At 40.0% G+C, this 20,325-nt stretch carries 24 protein-coding genes; 21 read left to right on the forward strand and 3 right to left on the reverse strand.

Features of this window, described 5'->3' with window-relative positions:
* Positions 1-46 precede the first annotated feature (46 nt).
* From ACQKL0_RS07695 to lysA, 16 genes are all read left to right on the forward strand, one after another.
* A complete protein-coding gene (locus tag ACQKL0_RS07695; RefSeq protein ID WP_402869878.1) occupies positions 47-505 on the forward strand; it encodes a Fur family transcriptional regulator in 459 nt (152 codons plus the stop codon).
* Between the two features lie 179 nt (positions 506-684).
* A complete protein-coding gene (locus ACQKL0_RS07700) occupies positions 685-912 on the forward strand; it encodes a YqzK family protein (protein ID WP_402869295.1) in 228 nt (75 codons plus the stop codon).
* A gap of 5 nt (positions 913-917) precedes the next feature.
* Entirely contained in the window at positions 918-1,811 is an 894-nt protein-coding gene (xerD, locus tag ACQKL0_RS07705) for a site-specific tyrosine recombinase XerD (RefSeq protein ID WP_402869293.1), read from the forward strand.
* A gap of 300 nt (positions 1,812-2,111) precedes the next feature.
* Positions 2,112-3,299, forward strand: coding sequence for a phosphopentomutase (deoB, locus tag ACQKL0_RS07710; protein ID WP_402956630.1), 1,188 nt, complete (start codon positions 2,112-2,114; stop codon positions 3,297-3,299).
* Between the two features lie 12 nt (positions 3,300-3,311).
* A complete protein-coding gene (locus ACQKL0_RS07715) occupies positions 3,312-4,124 on the forward strand; it encodes a purine-nucleoside phosphorylase (protein ID WP_402956632.1) in 813 nt (270 codons plus the stop codon).
* Positions 4,125-4,190: 66 nt separating this feature from the next.
* Positions 4,191-5,495: a pyrimidine-nucleoside phosphorylase gene (locus ACQKL0_RS07720; RefSeq protein ID WP_402869288.1), complete on the forward strand. Its 1,305-nt coding sequence runs from the start codon at positions 4,191-4,193 to the stop codon at positions 5,493-5,495.
* A 207-nt stretch (positions 5,496-5,702) separates the two neighbouring features.
* Positions 5,703-6,869 carry a D-alanyl-D-alanine carboxypeptidase family protein gene (locus tag ACQKL0_RS07725; protein ID WP_402956634.1) on the forward strand — a complete coding sequence of 389 codons (1,167 nt, stop codon included), beginning with the start codon at positions 5,703-5,705 and terminating at the stop codon, positions 6,867-6,869.
* 130 nt (positions 6,870-6,999) lie between these two features.
* Positions 7,000-7,350 (forward strand): anti-sigma F factor antagonist, encoded by a 351-nt coding sequence (gene spoIIAA / locus ACQKL0_RS07730; RefSeq protein ID WP_402869284.1) that lies wholly within the window; start codon positions 7,000-7,002, stop codon positions 7,348-7,350.
* A 1-nt stretch (position 7,351) separates the two neighbouring features.
* Positions 7,352-7,792: an anti-sigma F factor gene (gene spoIIAB / locus ACQKL0_RS07735; protein WP_402869282.1), complete on the forward strand. Its 441-nt coding sequence runs from the start codon at positions 7,352-7,354 to the stop codon at positions 7,790-7,792.
* A gap of 13 nt (positions 7,793-7,805) precedes the next feature.
* Entirely contained in the window at positions 7,806-8,573 is a 768-nt protein-coding gene (gene sigF / locus ACQKL0_RS07740; protein ID WP_402869281.1) for an RNA polymerase sporulation sigma factor SigF, read from the forward strand.
* 325 nt (positions 8,574-8,898) lie between these two features.
* Positions 8,899-10,194 carry an NCS2 family permease gene (locus ACQKL0_RS07745; protein ID WP_402869279.1) on the forward strand — a complete coding sequence of 432 codons (1,296 nt, stop codon included), beginning with the start codon at positions 8,899-8,901 and terminating at the stop codon, positions 10,192-10,194.
* Positions 10,195-10,360: 166 nt separating this feature from the next.
* A complete protein-coding gene (locus ACQKL0_RS07750) occupies positions 10,361-10,978 on the forward strand; it encodes a stage V sporulation protein AA (RefSeq protein WP_427686875.1) in 618 nt (205 codons plus the stop codon).
* Entirely contained in the window at positions 10,968-11,390 is a 423-nt protein-coding gene (locus ACQKL0_RS07755) for a stage V sporulation protein AB (RefSeq protein ID WP_402869275.1), read from the forward strand. Before ACQKL0_RS07750 ends, ACQKL0_RS07755 begins: the two co-directional genes overlap by 11 nt.
* A gap of 39 nt (positions 11,391-11,429) precedes the next feature.
* On the forward strand, positions 11,430-12,008 hold the full coding sequence (locus ACQKL0_RS07760; protein WP_427686877.1) for a stage V sporulation protein AE: 579 nt from the start codon (positions 11,430-11,432) through the stop codon (positions 12,006-12,008).
* Entirely contained in the window at positions 11,992-13,476 is a 1,485-nt protein-coding gene (locus ACQKL0_RS07765; protein ID WP_427686879.1) for a spore germination protein, read from the forward strand. The genes ACQKL0_RS07760 and ACQKL0_RS07765 overlap by 17 nt, the downstream gene beginning before the upstream one ends.
* A 274-nt stretch (positions 13,477-13,750) precedes the next feature.
* Positions 13,751-15,079 (forward strand): diaminopimelate decarboxylase, encoded by a 1,329-nt coding sequence (gene lysA / locus ACQKL0_RS07770; RefSeq protein ID WP_402869269.1) that lies wholly within the window; start codon positions 13,751-13,753, stop codon positions 15,077-15,079.
* Positions 15,080-15,198: 119 nt separating this feature from the next.
* On the opposite strand, the gene ACQKL0_RS07775 is transcribed toward lysA, so the two are convergent.
* The gene (locus ACQKL0_RS07775; protein WP_402869268.1) at positions 15,199-16,068 is read right to left on the reverse strand and encodes a DUF1002 domain-containing protein; all 870 of its coding nucleotides are present in this window, start codon (positions 16,066-16,068) and stop codon (positions 15,199-15,201) included.
* A 560-nt stretch (positions 16,069-16,628) separates the two neighbouring features.
* Here ACQKL0_RS07775 and ACQKL0_RS07780 point away from each other — a divergent pair.
* Complete coding sequence (locus ACQKL0_RS07780; RefSeq protein ID WP_402869266.1) at positions 16,629-16,964, forward strand: GNAT family N-acetyltransferase; 336 nt, start codon at positions 16,629-16,631, stop codon at positions 16,962-16,964.
* A gap of 32 nt (positions 16,965-16,996) precedes the next feature.
* Here ACQKL0_RS07780 and ACQKL0_RS07785 read toward each other — a convergent pair whose 3' ends face one another.
* Both ACQKL0_RS07785 and ACQKL0_RS07790 read right to left on the reverse strand, forming a co-directional pair.
* Entirely contained in the window at positions 16,997-17,533 is a 537-nt protein-coding gene (locus ACQKL0_RS07785; protein WP_427686881.1) for a DUF309 domain-containing protein, read from the reverse strand.
* 159 nt (positions 17,534-17,692) lie between these two features.
* Complete coding sequence (locus tag ACQKL0_RS07790) at positions 17,693-17,785, reverse strand: YjcZ family sporulation protein (RefSeq protein WP_402869262.1); 93 nt, start codon at positions 17,783-17,785, stop codon at positions 17,693-17,695.
* Positions 17,786-18,002: 217 nt separating this feature from the next.
* Between ACQKL0_RS07790 and ACQKL0_RS07795 the strand changes: the two genes are divergently transcribed.
* From ACQKL0_RS07795 to ACQKL0_RS07810, 4 genes are read left to right on the forward strand one after another with little or no spacing between them, the layout of a single operon-like run.
* On the forward strand, positions 18,003-18,770 hold the full coding sequence (locus ACQKL0_RS07795) for a segregation/condensation protein A (RefSeq protein WP_402869261.1): 768 nt from the start codon (positions 18,003-18,005) through the stop codon (positions 18,768-18,770).
* Positions 18,757-19,338, forward strand: coding sequence for an SMC-Scp complex subunit ScpB (gene scpB / locus ACQKL0_RS07800; protein ID WP_402869259.1), 582 nt, complete (start codon positions 18,757-18,759; stop codon positions 19,336-19,338). The genes ACQKL0_RS07795 and scpB overlap by 14 nt, the downstream gene beginning before the upstream one ends.
* A 58-nt stretch (positions 19,339-19,396) precedes the next feature.
* Complete coding sequence (locus ACQKL0_RS07805) at positions 19,397-19,810, forward strand: hypothetical protein (RefSeq protein ID WP_427686883.1); 414 nt, start codon at positions 19,397-19,399, stop codon at positions 19,808-19,810.
* Between the two features lie 22 nt (positions 19,811-19,832).
* A complete protein-coding gene (locus ACQKL0_RS07810) occupies positions 19,833-20,321 on the forward strand; it encodes a YpuI family protein (protein ID WP_402869256.1) in 489 nt (162 codons plus the stop codon).
* Positions 20,322-20,325: the final 4 nt, after the last annotated feature.

Raw genomic sequence — 20,325 nt, forward strand, 5'->3', positions numbered from 1 at the left:
ATATAATGTATAAGATAGCGGCGCGGGAGGGAATATTGGTATGGAAATAGAAAATAGAATTGATAGAATAAAAAAGCAGTTGCACTCGTCCAGCTACAAATTAACGCCTCAGCGAGAAGCGACCGTCCGCGTTTTACTTGAGCACGAAGAGGATCATTTAAGCGCAGAAGACGTTTACCTCCTTGTCAAAGAAAAGTCGCCGGAAATTGGATTAGCAACGGTATACCGTACGCTAGAGTTGCTGACTGAATTGAAAATAGTAGATAAAATTAACTTTGGAGACGGAGTTTCCCGTTATGATTTAAGACAAGAAGGCGCAGCGCATTTCCATCATCATCTGGTTTGTGTGGAATGTGGAGCGGTAGATGAGATCCAACAAGACTTACTTGAAGACGTGGAAGCCATTGTCGAGCGTGACTGGAACTTCAAGATAAAAGACCATAGATTAACCTTTCATGGCATTTGTCATCGATGTCATGACAAAGTCGAAGATAAAGATGAATAAAGTCGGACCTTCTCCCCTACCTGGAGAAGGTTTTCTGGTTTTAAAAGAAAATAGTTTGCCTGTTTAACCTGGGTTAGAAATAGATAGAACTTTTTTTCCTCTTCTTTACCGAAAGATGTATAAAACTTGTCCCGATGGGCATAGATTGATACAAAGTGCTCGGATAGGGAGGGGAAAGCATGAAAACGTCATTGAAGCTAGTTTTACATACAGCTAAAGTGATGATACTCTTCGTTAGCTTCACTGTTCTTTTTTACATAGGAATGGTATGGTTAAATCAGGAATATCATAGTTATCATCGGTACGATGAACCAAAAGGCACAGCTGTCAAAGTATCAAAAGCTGTTGATACAGGTGATGATGCATGGTTTGAACGCTTAATGTTGTTTTATTTAAACGGGGAGTAATGAATATGGAGAATCAAATTAAGGATTTCATTCATTTTTTGACCATTGAAAAGGGTCTTGCCAAAAACACACTCGTCTCGTATGAACGTGACTTGAAATCATATTGGGCCTATTTAATGAATGTAGAAATGATTACCGATTGGAATGACTCACGTCGGGCAAACATCTTACACTTTCTTGCTCATTTGAAAGACCAAGGGAAATCGTCGAAAACCATTGCCCGCCATATTGCTTCAATCCGATCCTTCCATCAATTTCTCCTTCGTGAAAAGGTGACTGACCAGGATCCAGCTCTACATATAGAAACACCCAAACCTGAAAGAAGCCTTCCAAAGGTGTTAAGCATGGAAGAGGTGGAAGCCTTATTGGAAGCCCCAAAGGTAATGAACGAATATGGATTACGTGACAAAGCGATGCTTGAACTGATGTATGCGACAGGAATGCGTGTCAGTGAATTGATCTCAATGGATGTGAGCGATGTACATGCGACGATGGGTTTTGTCCGTTGTATCGGAAAAGGGGATAAAGAAAGAATCATCCCTATCGGACAAACAGCACTGGGGGCCATCGGGAATTACTTAGATAGTGCCCGTGGTAAATTTGCCAGTCCAAAGCATCGGACGGATTCACTTTTTTTGAATCACCATGGAAACAGGTTGACGAGACAGGGATTTTGGAAGATCTTGAAAAAACTCGTGAAAGAGGCGAGAATCGAGAAGGAAATTACACCGCATACACTAAGGCATTCTTTTGCCACCCATCTTTTGATGAATGGAGCAGATTTACGGGCCGTTCAGGAGATGTTGGGGCATGCGGATATTTCGACGACTCAAATCTACACACATATTACGAATGTTCGGATAAAAGATGTATATTCTAAATTTCATCCAAGAGCTTAGGAAATTAGTAGATTGAAAGTGTAGGAGGAAAGGCCTCCTGCACAAGTAATGGTGAAACAGCCATCAGGAATAGGTGGCCCAATTTATTGGACCATGATAAGCTGGAACTATAAAAATCTTTTTTGAAATTATGAGTCTGTTTTCCTATATAAAGATTAAGGTACATAACAATTGTCTAAAACGATTGGTATCGTTTACAATAAAGAGGTCAGACTTCTGACGTTTCGGTTATTGTAGGTTAAATGGACAATATACGGGGAATATAAAAGGGTATAATACTATTTACTGGAGGGAATTAGCATGGAAAAAAATTCAGCATTTAAACGCATTTTTGTAGTTGTAATGGACTCAGTTGGGATTGGCGAAGCACCGGATGCAGATTTATTCGGTGATAAAGGAGCCGATACACTTGGCCATATAGCTGAGAGAATGAATGGATTGAACATGCCGACTCTTTCTAAAATGGGTTTAGGCAACATCCGGGATATTAAAGGTATCGCAAAAACAGAGCAACCGATTGCTTACTATACAAAAATGAAAGAAGCGTCAACAGGAAAAGATACGATGACCGGCCATTGGGAAATAATGGGTCTTAATATCACTACACCATTTCAAGTATTTCCGAACGGTTTCCCTGAGTTATTAATCAATGAACTTCAAGCGAAGACGGGACGTTCAATCATAGGGAATATACCTGCAAGCGGAACGGAAATCATTGAAAGACTTGGCGAAGATCACATGAAAACGGGAGCTTTAATTGTGTATACATCCGCTGATTCTGTTTTACAGATTGCCGCTCATGAGGACGTAGTCCCATTAGACGAGTTATATAAAATTTGTGAAATTGCACGAGAGTTGACGATGGCTGATGAATATAAGGTTGGACGCGTTATTGCAAGACCTTTCATTGGAGAGCCAGGAAGTTTCAAAAGAACACCTAACCGTCATGATTATGCATTGAAGCCATTTAACAGAACGGTAATGGATGAAATGAAAGATGCTGGGTTGGATGTTTTGGCAATTGGAAAAATCTCGGATATCTTTGATGGTGAAGGAGTCACCGAATCATTACGTACAGTCTCCAATATGGACGGAATGGATAAATTAATCCAAACCATCGATCAAGACTTTAAGGGATTAAGCTTCTTGAATCTAGTGGACTTTGATGCCTTATATGGTCACCGTCGTGATCCGGAAGGCTACGGAAAGGCTTTGGAAGAGTTCGATGCTAGAATGCCTGAAGTGATAGAGAAGCTGACAGAAGATGACTTGTTGATCATCACGGCCGACCACGGGAATGATCCGATTCATGAAGGTACAGACCACACTCGTGAGTATGTTCCATTATTAGTTTACTCAAAACGTTTCACAAAAGGCACGGAGTTACCAGTAAGAGATACTTTTGCTGATATTGGTGCAACAGTTGCCGCTAACTTTGATATAAAGATGCCTACATATGGGAAAAATATTTTAGGCGACGTGAAATAAGGGAGGGTAAATATGTTTAATAGCATTGAAACAGCTGCTGAATTTATAAAGAACAAAGTGGATGGGACTCCAGATATAGGCTTGATTCTTGGATCTGGTCTTGGGGTATTGGCAGATGAAATTGAAAACCCGATAATTATCCCTTATCATGAAATCCCGGAATTTCCCGTCTCGACTGTAGAAGGACATGCAGGTCAGCTTGTCATCGGAAACCTGAGTGGCAAACAGGTTGTAGCCATGCAAGGTCGTTTCCATTTTTATGAAGGATACTCAATGGAGAAAGTCACTTTCCCGGTACGTGTGATGAAACTGCTTGGTGTTGAAACATTAATCGTAACCAATGCTGCTGGAAGTGTGAATGAAAGCTATGCACCGGGAGATCTGATGATCATTACGGACCATATCAATTTAATGGGAACTAACCCATTGATTGGTGCGAATGAAGACCGCTTTGGTCCTCGTTTCCCTGATATGTCAGAAGCTTATAATAAAGAATTGCGGGCAAAAGCTAAGACGATCGCTTCTACGCTGGGCTTGGATGTAAAGGAAGGCGTCTATATTGGGAATTCTGGGCCGACCTATGAAACTCCGGCAGAAGTAAGGATGGCAAGAGTTCTTGGTGGGGATGCAGTGGGCATGTCCACTGTTCCGGAAGTTATCGTTGCTAGACATTGTGGGATGAAAGTACTGGGGATATCTTGCCTTACAAACATGGCTTCTGGTATTTTGGACCAGCCCCTGTCACACGTGGAAGTTATTGAAACGACAGAAAAAGTAAAAAGCAGTTTTCTGGAGTTTGTTAAGTCGATTGTTAAAGATTTATAAATCGGATTTAAAATAATACAAGCACAGTCGAAACTAAGGCTGTCTTTAAAGAATGGGGAATGACTTATGAGAATGGTTGACTTAATCGCAAAAAAACGTGATGGAAAGACACTTTCCACTGAAGAGATTCAGTTTATTGTGGAAGGCTTTACAAATGGAACGATTCCTGATTATCAAATGAGCGCATGGGCAATGGCAATCTATTTTCAAGAGCTGAACGAGCAGGAGCGTGCTGATTTAACGATGGCCATGGTAGAATCCGGTGATCAAATAGATTTATCGATGATAGAGGGAATTAAGGTCGATAAGCACTCTACAGGTGGCGTTGGTGATACGACCACACTTGTTCTTGGACCATTAGTGGCAGCTGTAGGCGTTCCAGTGGCAAAAATGTCAGGGCGCGGCCTTGGCCATACAGGTGGAACCATCGATAAATTGGAATCCGTTAAAGGGTTTCATGTGGAAATTGAAAATGATGAGTTCATTGAACTTGTCAATAAAAACAAGATAGCCGTTATTGGTCAAAGTGGTAATTTAACTCCTGCAGATAAAAAGCTTTATGCATTACGTGATGTAACGGCTACCGTCAATAGCATCGGGTTGATTGCTGGTTCCATCATGAGTAAGAAAATAGCTGCTGGTGCAGATGCGATTGTTCTTGATGTGAAAACGGGTGCAGGTGCATTCATGAAGACACTTGAAGATTCCGAGAAACTGGCACATGCAATGGTGAGCATAGGAAATAATGTCGGCCGTAATACGATGGCAGTCATTTCAGACATGAGCCAGCCTCTTGGTTACGCAATCGGGAACGCTCTTGAAGTTAAAGAAGCGATTGATACGCTTAAAGGTGAAGGTCCGGAAGATTTAACGGAACTATCTTTAACGTTAGGAAGTCATATGGTGTACCTTGCTAAAAAAGCGGGCTCCCTTGAAGAAGCCAGAACCCTGCTTGAAAATGCAATCAAGGATGGTTCAGCGCTTCGTTCATTCAAAATCTTCTTGGAGGCACAGGGAGGAGACGGCTCAGTTGTAGAACAGCCAGAAAAACTTCCACAGGCTGCATACACTTTTGAGCTTGAAGCTAAAGAAGACGGATATGTATCGGAAATCGTTGCTGATGAAATCGGTACGGCTGCCATGTTATTAGGTGCTGGACGTGCTACTAAAGAATCGGAAATTGATTTGGCTGTAGGTCTTATGCTTCGTAAGAAAATCGGTGAAACCGTGGCTAAAGGTGAATCACTTGTAACCATATACAGTAACTTTGAAGATGTTTCAAAAGTAAAAGAGAAATTATACGAAAACATTACAATTTCCAAGGAAAAAGTTGAAAAACCAACGTTGATCTATAAAGAAATCATGGAATAATGATTCGCCAAGCAGGTCACTCTTTTTAAAAGAGTGACCTTTTTTTACGTTCAGCATAATTTTATTCAGGCAACAAGGTCCTCTGTTTTTGTATATTCCTCATTAAAACTGTCCTCTCCCTTTTTAAATAATAATTCCACCAACTTATTTGTATAAAAATGGCTTATATGGAAAAAATGGAATATATAAAGATTGGAGGCTATGGAGATGAAGCGGATTCTTTCTCTATTTTTAATCGTGTTACTAGCAACTGGCTTTAGCATCCCGCATACTCAAGCATCAGAAAAAAAAGGTGTCAACTTAGCGGAAAATGCAAAATCAGCTATTTTAATTGAACGGGATACAGGTACAGTTTTGTATGATAAAAATGCAGATGAACGTCTTTCGCCTGCTAGTATGACGAAGATCATGACGATGCTCTTAATCATGGAAGCCATCGATAAAGGTGAACTCAACATGAAGGATAAAATCAGGACGAGTGAGTACGCTGCATCGATGGGAGGTTCTCAAATCTTTCTTGAATTAGGAGAAGAAATGACTACCGAACAAATGCTTAAAGGGATCTCGATCGGTTCTGCAAATGATGCATCGGTCGCTATGGCAGAGCATCTTGCTGGATCCGAAGAAGAATTCGTCAAACGGATGAATAAGAAAGCAAAAGACCTGGGATTAAAGAACACGAAATTTCAAAATGCAACAGGCTTACCAGTTAAGGACCATTACAGCTCGGCACATGATATGTCCATCATGGCAAAGGAATTGTTGAAATACGACATGATTACAAGATTCACGGGTACATACGAGGACTACCTCCGTGAAAATACAGATAAAAAATTCTGGCTTGTGAACACGAATCGACTAGTGAAATTTTACCCGGGAGTCGATGGATTAAAAACAGGGTTTACGAATGAAGCCAAGTATTGTCTGACAGCTACGGCGAAAAAAGGGAATATGCGTGTTATTGCTGTGGTGTTCGGTGCGGCTTCTCCGAAGGAAAGAAATGCCCAGGTAACGAAAATGCTTGATTATGCCTTTTCACAATTTATTACCTATCCGATTTACAAACGAGGAGAGGTCTTGGGCGAATCGAAAGTAAGCAAGGGCAGCAAAAAGATGGCAGTAGGGGTAACAAGTGAACCAATATCTGTTTTGACGGCCAAGAGCGGTGCGGCAAAAGACTTTACGAAAAAGGTTATTCTCGATAAAAACCTAAAGGCTCCCATTCAAAAAGGAGATCAAATAGGAACGCTCCAATTGATTAAAGACGGAAAAGTATATGTCGAATCACCGATTGTTTCAAAGGAAACTGTTGAAAAAGCCAGTTGGTGGCAACTGTATAAACGGGCATTCGGCATGTTTACACAAACGAAATGATTAACTTGTCGGAAAGGCGTGTAAATATACTAGTTTAGGCGAATGGCCACTAGTTTTGCCAGGAAGAAGGAATCTGAAGATTAAACAGAGAATTTGACTCATTATAAGACAGTGAAGGAGGCTGTATATAGTGAGTCTTACGATTGATATGGAGGCGAAGAGTAGAATATTATGCATTCGTCTCAAAGGTGATTTAGATCATCATACAGCAGAAAAGTTAAGAAAACAGGCAGAGGCGGCCATTCAAAAGCATGATATCCAACATATCATCCTTAACTTGGATGAACTGCATTTCATGGACAGTTCTGGATTGGGCGTAATTATCGGTCGGTATAAACAGGTACATCAGAAAAATGGTGAGATGGTTGTCTGTGCAATTTCTCCAGCAGTAAAGCGGTTATTTGAGATGTCAGGTTTGTTTAAAATTGTTAAACTAGAACTATCCGAACAAAACGCTTTGCAAAGACTGGGGGTTGCCTAACATGAAAAATAAAATGGAAACGAAATTTTCAGCACTTAGCCAAAATGAATCATTCGCAAGGGTGACGGTTGCGGCATTCATTGCTCAATTAGATCCCACGATGGATGAATTGACAGAGATTAAGACGGTCGTTTCTGAAGCGGTCACGAATTCAATCATTCATGGATATGAAAACGATCCGGAAGGGTGGGTCTACATTTCTGTAGTCATCGAAGGAGATACGGTCGAAGTGACAATTCGTGATGAAGGATTGGGCATTGAGGATGTTGAAGAGGCTAAGCAGCCACTATTCACGACGAAACCCGAACTTGAACGATCCGGCATGGGATTTACGATCATGGAGAACTTCATGGATGAAATCCATATCATTTCGCATAAGGGCGAAGGAACGATCATTCGATTAAAAAAGCACTTAACTACAAGCAGAGCTTTGTGCAATTAAGGGAGACTTGCATATGGATGTGGAGGTTAAATACGAGAAGAGCAAGAAAGGCCAGACCCATTTAAAAGATGAGGAATTGCGTAGGTTGATTAAACTCAGTCAGAGTGGGGACCAGGATGCAAGGAACTTAATTGTCAACAGCAATCTAAGGCTTGTATGGTCCGTTGTCCAAAGGTTCCTCAATCGTGGCTATGAACCGGATGATTTGTATCAGATTGGCTGCATCGGGTTATTAAAATCAGTTGATAAATTTGACTTAACGTTTGAAGTGAAATTCTCGACGTATGCTGTCCCCATGATCATTGGTGAAATTCAACGGTTTATCCGTGATGATGGTACTGTGAAAGTAAGCCGTTCTTTAAAGGAAATGGCGAATAAAATCCGTCGGGCCAGAGAAGAACTTTCAAAAACGCACGGTCGTGTTCCGACTGTCAATGAATTGGCAGAACATCTTGAATTATCACCTGAAGAAATTATCATGGCCCAAGAAGCTAGCCGTAGCCCTTCTTCCATTCATGAAACGGTTTATGAAAATGATGGAGACCCAATTACTCTTCTCGACCAGATTGCCGACCATAATGATTCATCGTGGTTCGACCAAATCGCTTTAAAAGAAGCCATCCAAGAATTGAATGAACGGGAAAGGTTAATTGTTTTTTTGAGATATTATAAAGACCAGACTCAGTCGGAGGTCGCCGTTAGGCTAGGAATATCACAAGTTCAAGTATCACGGTTGGAGAAAAAAATCCTTCAGCAAATGAAAGACCACATGAATCGTTGATTCATGTGGTCTTTCATTTGCTGGGAGAAAAAGTGGGATTTTGGAAATAGTAAGGAAGTGAAGGGGAAGTGTGCCACACAACATTTGGTAGGAATGTTGAAAAGGAAATATATATTTGTGAAAAAAGAAGAAAAAACGAATTTTTTAGTTGAATTTGAAGTTAAAAACGAATATTATAGTAAAGGTCGCTGGTTTCATTCGGATTTAAAACTATTTTCATAAGGTTTTTATCTCGTTGAAATTTGAAAGATGAAGTATTAATGCAAGGTCACCTTTGTGCAAGCGATTGAATGGTGTTTCCTTAATATATGGAGGTCAGAAAAATATGTTTTTAGAAAAGTTTTTTTCCTTAAAAGCAAATGGGACGAATGTTCGCACTGAAATTATGGCAGGTGTTACGACATTCTTCACCATGGTTTATATTATTATTGTCAATCCTGCTTTATTATCTTCAATAGGAATACCATTTGAACAGGTCTTTATGGCGACCGTCATTTCTGCAGTCCTAGGTACCTTAATTATGGGATTATTAGCGAAGTATCCGATTGCCGTTGCACCAGGTATGGGGCTGAATGCTTATTTTGCCAGTGTGGTAGGTGCACACGGTCTTTCTTATCAAACAGTTTTTGGTACAGTTTTCATAGCAGGTCTATTATTTATTCTGGTAAGTGTTACGAGCTTGCGCAAAATGATTATTGATGCCATCCCAAATTCGTTGAAATTTGGAATCACATCTGGTATTGGTCTATTCATCGCATTTATGGGTTTGAAAAATGCGGGGATTGTCGTACCGAATGAAGGAACCATGGTTTCACTCGGGGATTTACACCAACCAGGCACCGTTTTGGCCCTTATAGGTTTATTATTCACTCTAATCTTGATGTCTCGGAATGTTAAAGGAGCTATCTTCATTGGCATGATTGTTACAGCAATCATTGGTTACTTTATGGGGATGCTGAAATTTGATGGAATTCTATCAACACCACCTTCACCGGTCTTTTTCGATATTGATATTGCTGGAGTATTTAGCAATTCTTTATATACAGTCGTATTTGCCTTTTTACTTGTAACGATATTTGACACGACAGGTACATTAATTGGAGTGACGGAACAAGCGGGATTAACGAAGGATGGAAAGATCCCTCGTGCTAAAAAGGCCTTCTTGGGAGACGCTATTGCCACGACGGTTGGCTCGTTGTTTGGAACAAGCCCATCAACCGCTTATGTTGAATCGAGTACTGGAGTAGCAGCTGGAGGACGTACGGGCTTAACTGCCACGGTCGTTGCCATCTTATTCGCTCTTTCCATTTTCTTTTCTCCATTAATAGCGGCCATTTCCTCCGTTTCTGCCATCACGGCACCTGTATTGATAATTGTAGGTTGCTTGATGATGGAAGGTCTTGCGAAAGTGGATTGGAAAACATTTGATGAAGCTTTTCCGGCATTTGCAATCATATTAACGATGCCGCTTACTTCAAGCATATCGACAGGGATTGCAATGGGGTTCATTACCTATCCTTTGATGAAATTCTTCAGTGGAAAAGGTAAATCCGTTCACCCGCTCATTTATATTTTTGGCGTGGTTTTCTTGATTCAAATGATCTTCTTCCCAACTCATTAATTTATAAATATTTTACAAAAAGACATGCTGATATCCGGCATGTCTTTTTTTTATTTCATTTCTTTGAATTAGTAATATTTGGACATCATTTTCTTTCTGCATTTTCACTCTGTTTCCAATCCATACTACTATTATAAGGAAATAAAAGGTCGGGATGTGAAAAGTGATGGCAGTCATTTACACCAGAATGAGGAACCGGGTGCATGTAAATGTAAACCAAAAGGTAAGAATAAAAGATATTGCAAAAATTATTGGTCCTGAAGAATTGGTTTCTAGCATTGAAGGGGCCCTTTTATTAACGGTGAATAGTGAAGATAAGAATATCATTATCATCGATTTGGCCCAACTCATCATGGCCATACAGGCAATCGATCCACATATCGAAGTGGAGACATTTGGTCCCTCCCAGACAATCATCGAAGTCATTTATCCCAAAAAGAAAATGTCTTTCGTTACTTTCTCCGTTATCTGGTTGCTTATGTTCATTGGAGGGGGAATTACCATCATGAATTTCCATGTGGATGTAAGTATGGGAGAAGTTCATCAAAAACTCTTTACGCTAATAACAGGAAGGGTTGATGAAAAGCCTTTGTTGATCCAAATACCCTATAGTTTCGGTATTGGGATTGGAATGATTTTGTTTTTTAATCACTTCTTTAAAAAACGCTTTAATGAAGAACCTAGCCCACTCGAGGTTGAAATGTTCAATTACCAGCAGGATTTAGATCGGTACGTCATTATGAATGAGAATAATGAGAGCGTGCGTCATCTCGATGACAGGTAATATCATTTTCGGGATTTTTGTTGGGCTAGCCGGCGGTGTCGCTACAGGTGCTGGTTTTGTAGCTTTTCTGACTGTACTTGGTGTCATACCAAGGCTGACACAGCTGACAAAAACGTTAAAAATGGTTCGGTATTATGAAGTGGCCATAATTTCAGGAGTGGTCGGAGGAACATGGTTTGGCCTACAGGGGACGACCTTTGCTCTTCCTTCTTTCTTATTAATTCCAATCGGACTTGCGGACGGTATTTTTAATGGAATGCTTGCAGCTGCACTGACTGAGGTGTTGAATGTTTTCCCGATCTTGTCCAAACGAGTAGGCATACAAGATAAAATCATTTATCTGTTAATGGCACTAGTGTTAGGTAAAATAGTTGGATCCTTATTTCAATGGATTTATTTTGTCGATTTATAAGAACGACCATACGCATACCTGATGAAAGGAAGGCTCCTGATGGTGACCAAACGAAAAGTGATATTGATAACAGATGGAGATGTATATGCAAATCGTGCTGTTGAGCTAGTTGCAAGAGAAATCGGAGGGCGCTGCATTTCAATGTCACAAGGGAATCCGTCCCGTTATACAGGTTTGGAGCTGGTAGACCTTATAAAGAAAGCGAAGAATGACCCCGTGTTGGTCATGTTCGATGATAGTGGCTTCATGGGTGAGGGATTCGGTGAAACGGCGATGAAGGTGGTTGCAAGCCATCCTGACATCCATGTCCTGGGCATCATAGCCGTTGCTTCGAAAAGTAGAAGGGAAGAGTGGACTAAGGTGGATGTCTGTATCGATAGGGATGGGCAGTTGACGGAAAATGGGGTGGACAAATTCGGAGCCCAGGAATTTGAGATAGGGAAGATAACCGGGGATACGGTGTATTGCATTGATGAGTTAAAAGCTCCGATCGTTGTAGGCATTGGAGACATTGGAAAAATGTCACACCAGGACGACTTTAAAAAAGGAGCACCAATCACAAAACTTGCTGTGCAAATTATATTGGAAAGGAGCGGTTTTGATGGCATCAGAGGATAAACAAAATATGAAGCCCATTCCGACTAACGTGGTGGAAGTCGATACTTTCATGGAAAAGAGGGTCGGTCTGGGTGTCAGTTTTGATTTAGGCGTAAGGAAAATAAAAGTTTTAAGAAAAGAAGTTCACCTTTATTATGTGAATGGACTTACGGATACGGAATTCATCATTGAACTTCTTAACTCGATGGTCCATTCTCAAAATACGGAAATAAAAACGACAAAAGTATTTGATTTCATGAAAAATTTACTCGTTCACCAATCTGTGGAAGAAATACGTACGATGGATGAGTTGGTTGACCAAGTCCTTTCCGGTTTAATCGTCATTGTGATGGATGGATACGATATAGGGTTGGTTGTCGATGTCAGGAGTTACCCTGGACGACAGCCTGAAGAACCCGATACAGAAAAAGTTGTCCGTGGTTCTAGGGATGGATTTGTAGAAAATATCATTGTAAATACAGCCATCACTAGACGGAGAATCAGGGATGAGAGATTACGTTTCGAAATCATGAAGGTCGGCGAACGCTCTAAAACGGATATTGCGATAGGGTATATTAAAGATATAGCGGACCCGGGTTTAATTGAAATCGTTCGTACAAAATTGGAAGATATAAAAATAGATGGGCTAACGATGGCGGATAAAACGGTAGAAGAATTTATCGTTAAGCAAGGATATAATCCATACCCTCTTGTCCGATATACAGAGCGTGCTGATGTAGCCGCAACACACTTACTGGAAGGCCATGTACTAGTCTATGTGGATACCTCACCTAGTGTCATCATCACCCCTGCTCCCCTCTTCCATCATATGCAGCATGCAGAAGAGTACAGACAATCCCCAGCTGTTGGAACAATGGTACGGTGGACGAGATTTCTCGGGATAGCCGCTTCGTTATTTTTGCTTCCATTGTGGTTGCTGTTTTGTTTAGAGCCTGACTTCCTTCCAGATAAACTAGAATTTATCGGGCCAAATGAAAAAACGCATATTCCGATTGTTGTCCAAATTTTCATTTCGGATATCGGGATCGAATTTTTACGTATGGCCGCCATCCATACCCCGACCCCACTTTCAACTGCAATGGGATTAATTGCTGCGGTCTTGATCGGACAGATTGCTATTGATGTAGGGTTATTTGTGCCGGAAGTCGTTCTTTATGCATCGGTTGCGACCATTGGGACATTTGTCACCCCAAGTTTGGAATTAGGGGTTGCCAATAAACTGTCTCGATTAGCTTTGATCGTTTTGGTTGCCTTGTTCAAGCTGCCTGGGTTAATCATAGGAATAACGCTATATATCATTTTATTAACGAGCATAAAAGCATTGAATACACCCTATTTATGGCCGTTAATCCCGTTTCAACCAAGAGCCTTGTCACATATTATATTAAGAAGACCTTTTCCAGGTTCCAGAGAACGGCCGAGTATCGTCCATCCACAGGACAAATACAGGCAGCCAAGGAAATCTTAAGGTTGATGTTGTCGAAAAGTTGTGTTAATTTAATTTTATTCGAATAAAGCAGTAAAGTGGCTTCACAAAGAGTTTGGGCTCTTTGGAGTTAAACCAATCTGATTTCGAACTACGCAATTATATTTAATGGGAACGTGTAGAAACAGGTAAATAAGAATAGTAAACGAGGAATTTGGATGAGGAGATTTAATGGGATATCATCCTTTTCGAGGAACCTCTTACGATCCCCTCACTTCATTTAACCGTAAGTTTGGATCAGGAAGGTGAGACTATTATGCATTTGTTTGGGACTAGTCATGTAAATGACCGTGGACATCTACAAATTGGCGGAGTGGACACTGTTAAGTTAACAGAAAAATATGGTACGCCGTTATATGTCTATGATGTAGAGTTAATACGCGAACGGGCAAGAGGATTTAAGCGGACATTTGAAGAATTGGGAATACCGGCTCAGGTGGCGTACGCAAGTAAAGCATTTTCATCCATTGCCATGATTCAATTGGCCGAACAGGAGGGCTTGTCACTCGACGTGGTCTCAGCGGGGGAATTATATACAGCCATCAAGGCTAATTTCCCAACCGAACGTATCCATTTCCATGGGAATAATAAAAGTGTCGAAGAGTTACATATGGCACTAGATTACCAAATAGGGTGTATTGTGGTGGACAACTTTTCTGAATTGACACTACTTGAAGAAATCTGTTCAAACCGAGAAGAAAAGGTCAGAATTCTTTTACGTGTGACACCTGGCATTGAAGCGCATACACATGATTATATTTTAACAGGGCAGGAAGATTCGAAATTTGGTTTCGATCTAATTAATGGTCAGGCGGAAGGCGCCCTTAAACAGGCGTTAAAAAGCAAGTGGCTTGAAGTGCTCGGGTTGCACTGCCATATAGGTTCCCAAATCTTTCAAACCACTGGCTTTCTTTTGGCCGCCCAAAAAATCATTGGCAAGCTAAGAGAGTGGCATAAAGCAATTGGTTTTCAGCCAAAGGTGCTAAATTTAGGCGGAGGCTTCGGAATCCGTTATACAGAAGAAGACGATCCGCTTCCAGCATCTCAATATGTAGAAGAAATCGTGAGGGAAGTGCAAATACAGATTGCCCAATCTGATTTAGAAATGCCGGAGATTTGGATTGAACCTGGTCGCTCCTTGGTCGGAGATGCAGGTATCACCTTATATAAAGTGGGTTCAGAAAAGGAAGTGCCGGACGTCCGCAAATACCTAGCTGTCGATGGGGGCATGAGCGATAATATTCGTCCAGCCTTATACGAAGCGAAGTACGATGCGGTACTAGCCAATCGCCCACTTGATCCAGTGGAGGAGACGGTTGCTATTGCCGGGAAATGTTGTGAAAGCGGAGATATGCTGATTTGGGATTTACCCTTGCCAAAAGCTGGACGAGGAGATATTTTAGCTGTTTTCTGTACAGGGGCTTATGGGTATTCCATGTCTAACAATTATAACCGGATTCCGAGACCTGCGGTGGTTTTCGTTGAAAACGGGGAAGCGCGTTTAGTCATCAGGCGTGAAACCTTCGATGATCTTATCCGTCATGATTTAGCTTTTCACGAAGCGGTTGGTTTGAATAAAGAATAATCAAAAAGAGGATGTAACTCCTTTTTTAAAATAGTAAAAGGCAGAAACGTGATGAACGTATCTGCCTTTTGCTATTTATTTACCGGTCGTACTTCTAGGTACCGCCATTTTATTGTGAATCAGCTAAAAAAAGATTTGATAGCATCTATAAGACTATTGAAGACATCCTTTAATTTATCTAGAAATGATTGTCCTTCTTCAGATTCAAGGAAGTTGGACAATTTATCTTTAGCTTCTGTCAATTGGTCACCAACGGCGTTCCAATCAATATTCAATTCTTTTAATTTATTGAATAGATCGATCAGGCTTTGAATTTGCCCTTCATTTAAGACTAGGCCAAGATCATTTGCAGCGGATTCTACGATCTTACGAACATCCTCTGTAGTGGCAGGAGGGTTGTCTGCCATTTTCTCTTTGATTTTCGTTACGAGTGCAGAAGCCTCTTCCGTACCGATTTCATCTCCCAATTCAGCAGTGGTGACCATTTCTTCATTGGCAGCCTGTTTTACATCTTCGGAGATTGCTTTATCAGAAGATAATTCATAGGCTTTAATGACACCTGTTAAGGCAGCTGTACCGGAAACTGGAATAGGTGCTGTGACATAAACGGTAGCATCTTTAACCCCAGCAGTCGCAAGGGCATTGATATACATTTCATCAGTTACCCAATTAATGTTCTTGGATTCCAATTTTAGGCCTGTGCCTTTTTCCTCAAGCGTAATGGCAGAAGAGGATATAGCTTTTGTACCTATTAATCTGCTAGCTATATAATCTCCCAAATATTCATGTTCTTCCGCATTGGTGACTGTCAGGACCTCCACATCGTCAGGTGCTTTCATTTCTGAAAGGAGCATGCTTTTTTGTTCTTTAGACAAATTTTCTCCTAGTGTAACGATCATATCGCCAACTGCGGCATCCGCAAAGGCCTTATAAGGCAATAACAGACATAATAAAATGGTCACAATGACCCATTTTTTTGGACTTTTCATGATTTTCCTCCTTAACTTTTCCTCTGTTCTTAATAGATTATAACCTACTGATAGGGTTACATTAGATTGGACGAATCGAAGCGAAAAAAAGATACAGTTTTTATTAATTTTTTTCACCAAAAATTAGTCCCTATTAAAGTAGCTGAACGATCTTCCATCATTCGTAATGAAGATACAGGCCATGAAACCATTATATCCTTTATCAATGTAGTAAAAACAGAGCGAGATTGCAAGGGGATTTGTCAAAATGTGCTAAGTTATAGTAGAATGAATTCGATATTTAAATAGTTATTCATAAAAATAAAGGGAGTATGGGATGAGAAGGAGTAATAAAACACTTTTACTTATGATGCTTGTTGTGGCTTTGATATGGGGAATTATCTACTGGACATTTATCGCGTAGCACTAGGGAATCTATAATTCAAGTGCTGAAAGTGATGTTGAAACGAATAAAGTTTTTATGTATGATGTAAATGTCATAAGTGAGAGTAATCATCAAAGTGTATAAACTAGATAAACAGGTAAATAATAAAAAACGTTATTTAGTAACGAGGGATATTATGTTGATTAAGTATAAGAAAAGTTATGAAAAGTTTGCCATGGGGTTATTATCTTTCATGCCAAATGAAAAAGAGATAAAAGTGCTTCGGAATACCATGAAGAATTATGAAACAGATGAAAATTTGCAGTTATTCTTATGGAAAGATGAAGAAATCGTCGGCTTGATTGGAATAGAGACAAGTTCCAATTTCATCGAGATTCAACATATATCTGTAAATCCTTCTTTCCGTAAGCAAGGGATAGGCAAAGAAATGGTTAGGTCAGTGAAGGAACAATACCCTGACAAAGAATTAAAGGCAAACGAGCATACGGAAAGTTTTATTGAAAAGTGTTGAAAAACTTATCTAATCAAAAATAGAGGATGCTCTCATGAGCGGTCCTCTATTTTTAATTTCCTTAAGGAAAGTTGTTTGGCCCTTTCCAAGATAACGTCAGAACGATCGCGTGTTAAATGTTTATCGACCAACCCTACATTCGTACAATCACTGTCCATGCACCACGTGTATCCGTTCTGTTTGCATAAGGTTTGGCAATGTGCAAGTAATTCCGGGTCATTAATGGGAAGGTTAATGCTTCTATAGGGTTTTTTAAGCAACATTCGTTCATGTGTCAGTTGAAGCAAATCGAGCAGGGCTTCGGGATCAAGACCCAATTGTCGCAGCTCGGCTTTTTTTAAATGAAGGTTGGATATGGCCTTTGCAAGAGTTCTTGTAGCCCCTGCATTATTGCCCCTGCGATCATGGTATAGGGCAACGGCGATTTGAATCAGGCCGACCCAATGTGAATCACGTTCTTTAGGAGCTGTTTCTTTCCAATACTCTTCAAGTATTTCGTGACACTCAAAGTAATCTCGAGTTCCGTGAAAATGGATGAGGAAAGAGAGATAGTCTTCAGGTAAATGCAATAATAACCCCTCCTTGTGCCTTATTTTCCCTTAGGTTAAGAAAGCTTTTTTAGACGATTACCGCTTTTTAAGTATAAATACCATAGTACCATAAAAAAATGTCCAGAAAAATAAGGAAAGCTGATTGCTATGCAATCAGCTTGTGTCGTCAGTTTTCAATTATAACCAAGAAGCACCGACGATAACTAATAAAATGAATAATACTACGATAAACGCAAATCCGCCACCAAAACCTCCTGCATTGCCACCCATATAAGTACCTCCTTTATTCTGCTTATCTTACATTCTTAGACTATGTTCATTTTATAAATATGATTGGGCAACGACCCAATTTAAAAAATCCGCATGAAAAAACTTTAAATCAAGCAGAGCTTTATTTGTAATGGATAAAGGGCCGGTAATCCTCTATACTTGATTAATGAAGAAATAGGCCAATTAAAGGCCAATTAGATTTAAATGGGGTATTTTGATGGGTTATAATATTAAAATTGATGCATTCGAAGGACCGATGGATTTACTCCTTCATTTGATAAACCGTCTAGAAATAGATATTTATGATATCCCTATGGCTGATATCACAGAGCAATATTTAGGCTATATCCATACGATGCAGCATCTTGAATTAGATATTGCGAGCGAATATTTAGTCATGGCCGCTACTTTACTCGCCATCAAAAGTAAAATGTTGCTGCCTAAGCATGAAGATGAGCTATTGATGGATGAAGATGGGGAATTATTCGAAGAAGATCCTCGTGACGAACTTGTAGAGAAACTATTGGAATATAAAAAGTATAAATCTGCAGCAGAAGAATTCAAAGAACTGGAAGAAGAACGGAACTTGATATTCACTAAACCGCCAAGTGATCTTTCTGAATATGTAAAAGAAACGGAAAGTGAATTGCAGGAGTTAAATGTTAGCCTTTACGATATGTTGGGTGCCTTGCAAAAGTTGCTTCGCCGGCAAAAGATTCAAAAGCCCCTTTATACAAAAGTGACGAAACAAGAGATTTCCATTGAAAAACGCATGGAAGAAATCATGGCAGACCTCCAAACGTTTAAAGGTAAGAAGAGCTTTTTTGATTTGTTTCCAGAGCCAGTCAAGGAGCATATAGTGATTACATTTTTAGCGGTATTGGAACTGATGAAATTAAATGAAATTAAAGTTGAACAAGAAGATAATTTTTCGGAAATCATGATTGTAGCTAAGGAAGGTGTAGAACCAGTTGGAAGTTATTAATTGGAAAGGGATACTCGAGGCCCTTTTGTTTGCATCCGGAGATGAAGGTCTTTCCATCAAGCAAATTGCCTCAGTCCTTGAAATCACAGAATATCAAGCAACGGACATCATTGAAAGTTTAAAGGAAGACTATCTCACGGATACACGGGGGATTCAAATTATTGAAATAGCCGGTGTGTTCCAGCTGGCAACTAAGAAAGAACACTCCGATTATTTAAAGAAACTTGTGGAAACATCCAGTTCACAAGGGTTGACACAGGCAGCTTTGGAAACGTTGGCCATAATCGCCTATAAACAGCCGATTACGAGAGCGGAAATAGATGAGATACGCGGAGTGAAAACAGACCGTCCGATTCATACGCTTGTTACGAAAGTTTTAATTAAAGAGGTAGGTAGAGCTGAAGGGTCTGGTCGCGCTTATTTATACGGCACAACGAAAGAGTTTTTAGATTACTTCGGACTAAAATCCATAAACGAGTTGCCGCCACTTGCCGATAATACGGAAGAAAGCTTCGAAAACGGAGAAGCTGATCTGTTTTTCGAGAACTTCCAAAAAACAATCGAATAACAAATCTTCATGATTTTGTGATAATATAGAAAAAAATGGATGTTTGGAGGGGTTGCAGGTGCGCATTGTAGCGTGCAATGGGTATGCACTTGAAAAAGAAAAATCAAATTCTCCCGAGGAATTCTTTAACCGATCCACTGTCAAATACATACAGGCCGGTGAAGAAAAGGTATTGAACGTATTGTATCTTCGTTACTTCGATGAGATGATCGCCCGTTGGACTCCATATCCCCAAAATCCCGTTTTCAAAAGCCTGAATAGAGATATCTATATGGCTGATATTATCGCTTTGATTTGTCTCATCAAAGAACCAAGTTTGTCCAGCCGAAAGCGAATATATATAAATTCAGAAAAAGAGTTAGCAAGTTACCTTCTAAATATAAACTTTCCAAAACTAGAGGAAGTGTTTAGATCTATTGAACAAGCTAAACCATATGATATTAAAACATATTTAGACTTTTATCAATCATAATCATTATGAGGAGGGTTCACGGTTGGGGAATACATTGGTAAAATCACAGCTTGAGGATGTAAAAAGCTTTTTAGAAACGACAGTGGCTCAGCTAGAGGAGTTTCTGAATGAAACGACTTATTCTAAGTTGCAACAGGAAAAAAATGGTGAAGAAAGCTATTATAAAGGGATTCTCTCTAGTTTAAGAAGAATGCTTGTAAGTTGTGAAGAGGGTTTGGAAGCATGTCAAATCGTTCTTAAAAATGAGGTTTTTAATAAAGCTGCTGCGGAAAAGACGCTATATAGAGTGTATCATCAATGTATCGAAGAGTACTTTTCACCAAAATCGGACCGATGGTTTGAAGACAGTCGTTCAGCTTATACAGGGAAAAACTCCATCAAGTTCCATCAAACGGTACCGGATAGTATCATCACCATTCTTAAGACCGTAGAGAGTGGATTCCAAAACATGCGTGAAGAATTGGAGTTTTACGAAACCGATTATCGAACTAAGATGTTGCAATCTCGATAAGGAA

The organism is Peribacillus sp. NPDC097264, from assembly GCF_050277925.1.
Lineage (GTDB): Bacteria > Bacillota > Bacilli > Bacillales > DSM-1321 > Peribacillus.

Excerpts from the sequence above, each read along its gene's own strand:
- ACQKL0_RS07755 (WP_402869275.1), top strand. The coding sequence starts at position 10,968 with ATGACAGGTAATATCATTTTCGGGATTTTTGTTGGGCTAGCCGGCGGT.
- ACQKL0_RS07700 (WP_402869295.1), top strand. The coding sequence starts at position 685 with ATGAAAACGTCATTGAAGCTAGTTTTACATACAGCTAAAGTGATGATA.
- ACQKL0_RS07765 (WP_427686879.1), top strand. The coding sequence starts at position 11,992 with ATGGCATCAGAGGATAAACAAAATATGAAGCCCATTCCGACTAACGTG.
- ACQKL0_RS07775 (WP_402869268.1), bottom strand. The coding sequence starts at position 16,068 with ATGAAAAGTCCAAAAAAATGGGTCATTGTGACCATTTTATTATGTCTG.
- ACQKL0_RS07725 (WP_402956634.1), top strand. The coding sequence starts at position 5,703 with ATGAAGCGGATTCTTTCTCTATTTTTAATCGTGTTACTAGCAACTGGC.
- ACQKL0_RS07795 (WP_402869261.1), top strand. The coding sequence starts at position 18,003 with ATGGGTTATAATATTAAAATTGATGCATTCGAAGGACCGATGGATTTA.
- xerD (WP_402869293.1), top strand. The coding sequence starts at position 918 with ATGGAGAATCAAATTAAGGATTTCATTCATTTTTTGACCATTGAAAAG.
- deoB (WP_402956630.1), top strand. The coding sequence starts at position 2,112 with ATGGAAAAAAATTCAGCATTTAAACGCATTTTTGTAGTTGTAATGGAC.
- ACQKL0_RS07750 (WP_427686875.1), top strand. The coding sequence starts at position 10,361 with ATGGCAGTCATTTACACCAGAATGAGGAACCGGGTGCATGTAAATGTA.
- ACQKL0_RS07745 (WP_402869279.1), top strand. The coding sequence starts at position 8,899 with ATGTTTTTAGAAAAGTTTTTTTCCTTAAAAGCAAATGGGACGAATGTT.
- lysA (WP_402869269.1), top strand. The coding sequence starts at position 13,751 with ATGCATTTGTTTGGGACTAGTCATGTAAATGACCGTGGACATCTACAA.
- ACQKL0_RS07780 (WP_402869266.1), top strand. The coding sequence starts at position 16,629 with ATGTTGATTAAGTATAAGAAAAGTTATGAAAAGTTTGCCATGGGGTTA.
- sigF (WP_402869281.1), top strand. The coding sequence starts at position 7,806 with ATGGATGTGGAGGTTAAATACGAGAAGAGCAAGAAAGGCCAGACCCAT.
- ACQKL0_RS07720 (WP_402869288.1), top strand. The coding sequence starts at position 4,191 with ATGAGAATGGTTGACTTAATCGCAAAAAAACGTGATGGAAAGACACTT.
- ACQKL0_RS07715 (WP_402956632.1), top strand. The coding sequence starts at position 3,312 with ATGTTTAATAGCATTGAAACAGCTGCTGAATTTATAAAGAACAAAGTG.
- ACQKL0_RS07760 (WP_427686877.1), top strand. The coding sequence starts at position 11,430 with ATGGTGACCAAACGAAAAGTGATATTGATAACAGATGGAGATGTATAT.
- ACQKL0_RS07790 (WP_402869262.1), bottom strand. The coding sequence starts at position 17,785 with ATGGGTGGCAATGCAGGAGGTTTTGGTGGCGGATTTGCGTTTATCGTA.
- spoIIAB (WP_402869282.1), top strand. The coding sequence starts at position 7,352 with ATGAAAAATAAAATGGAAACGAAATTTTCAGCACTTAGCCAAAATGAA.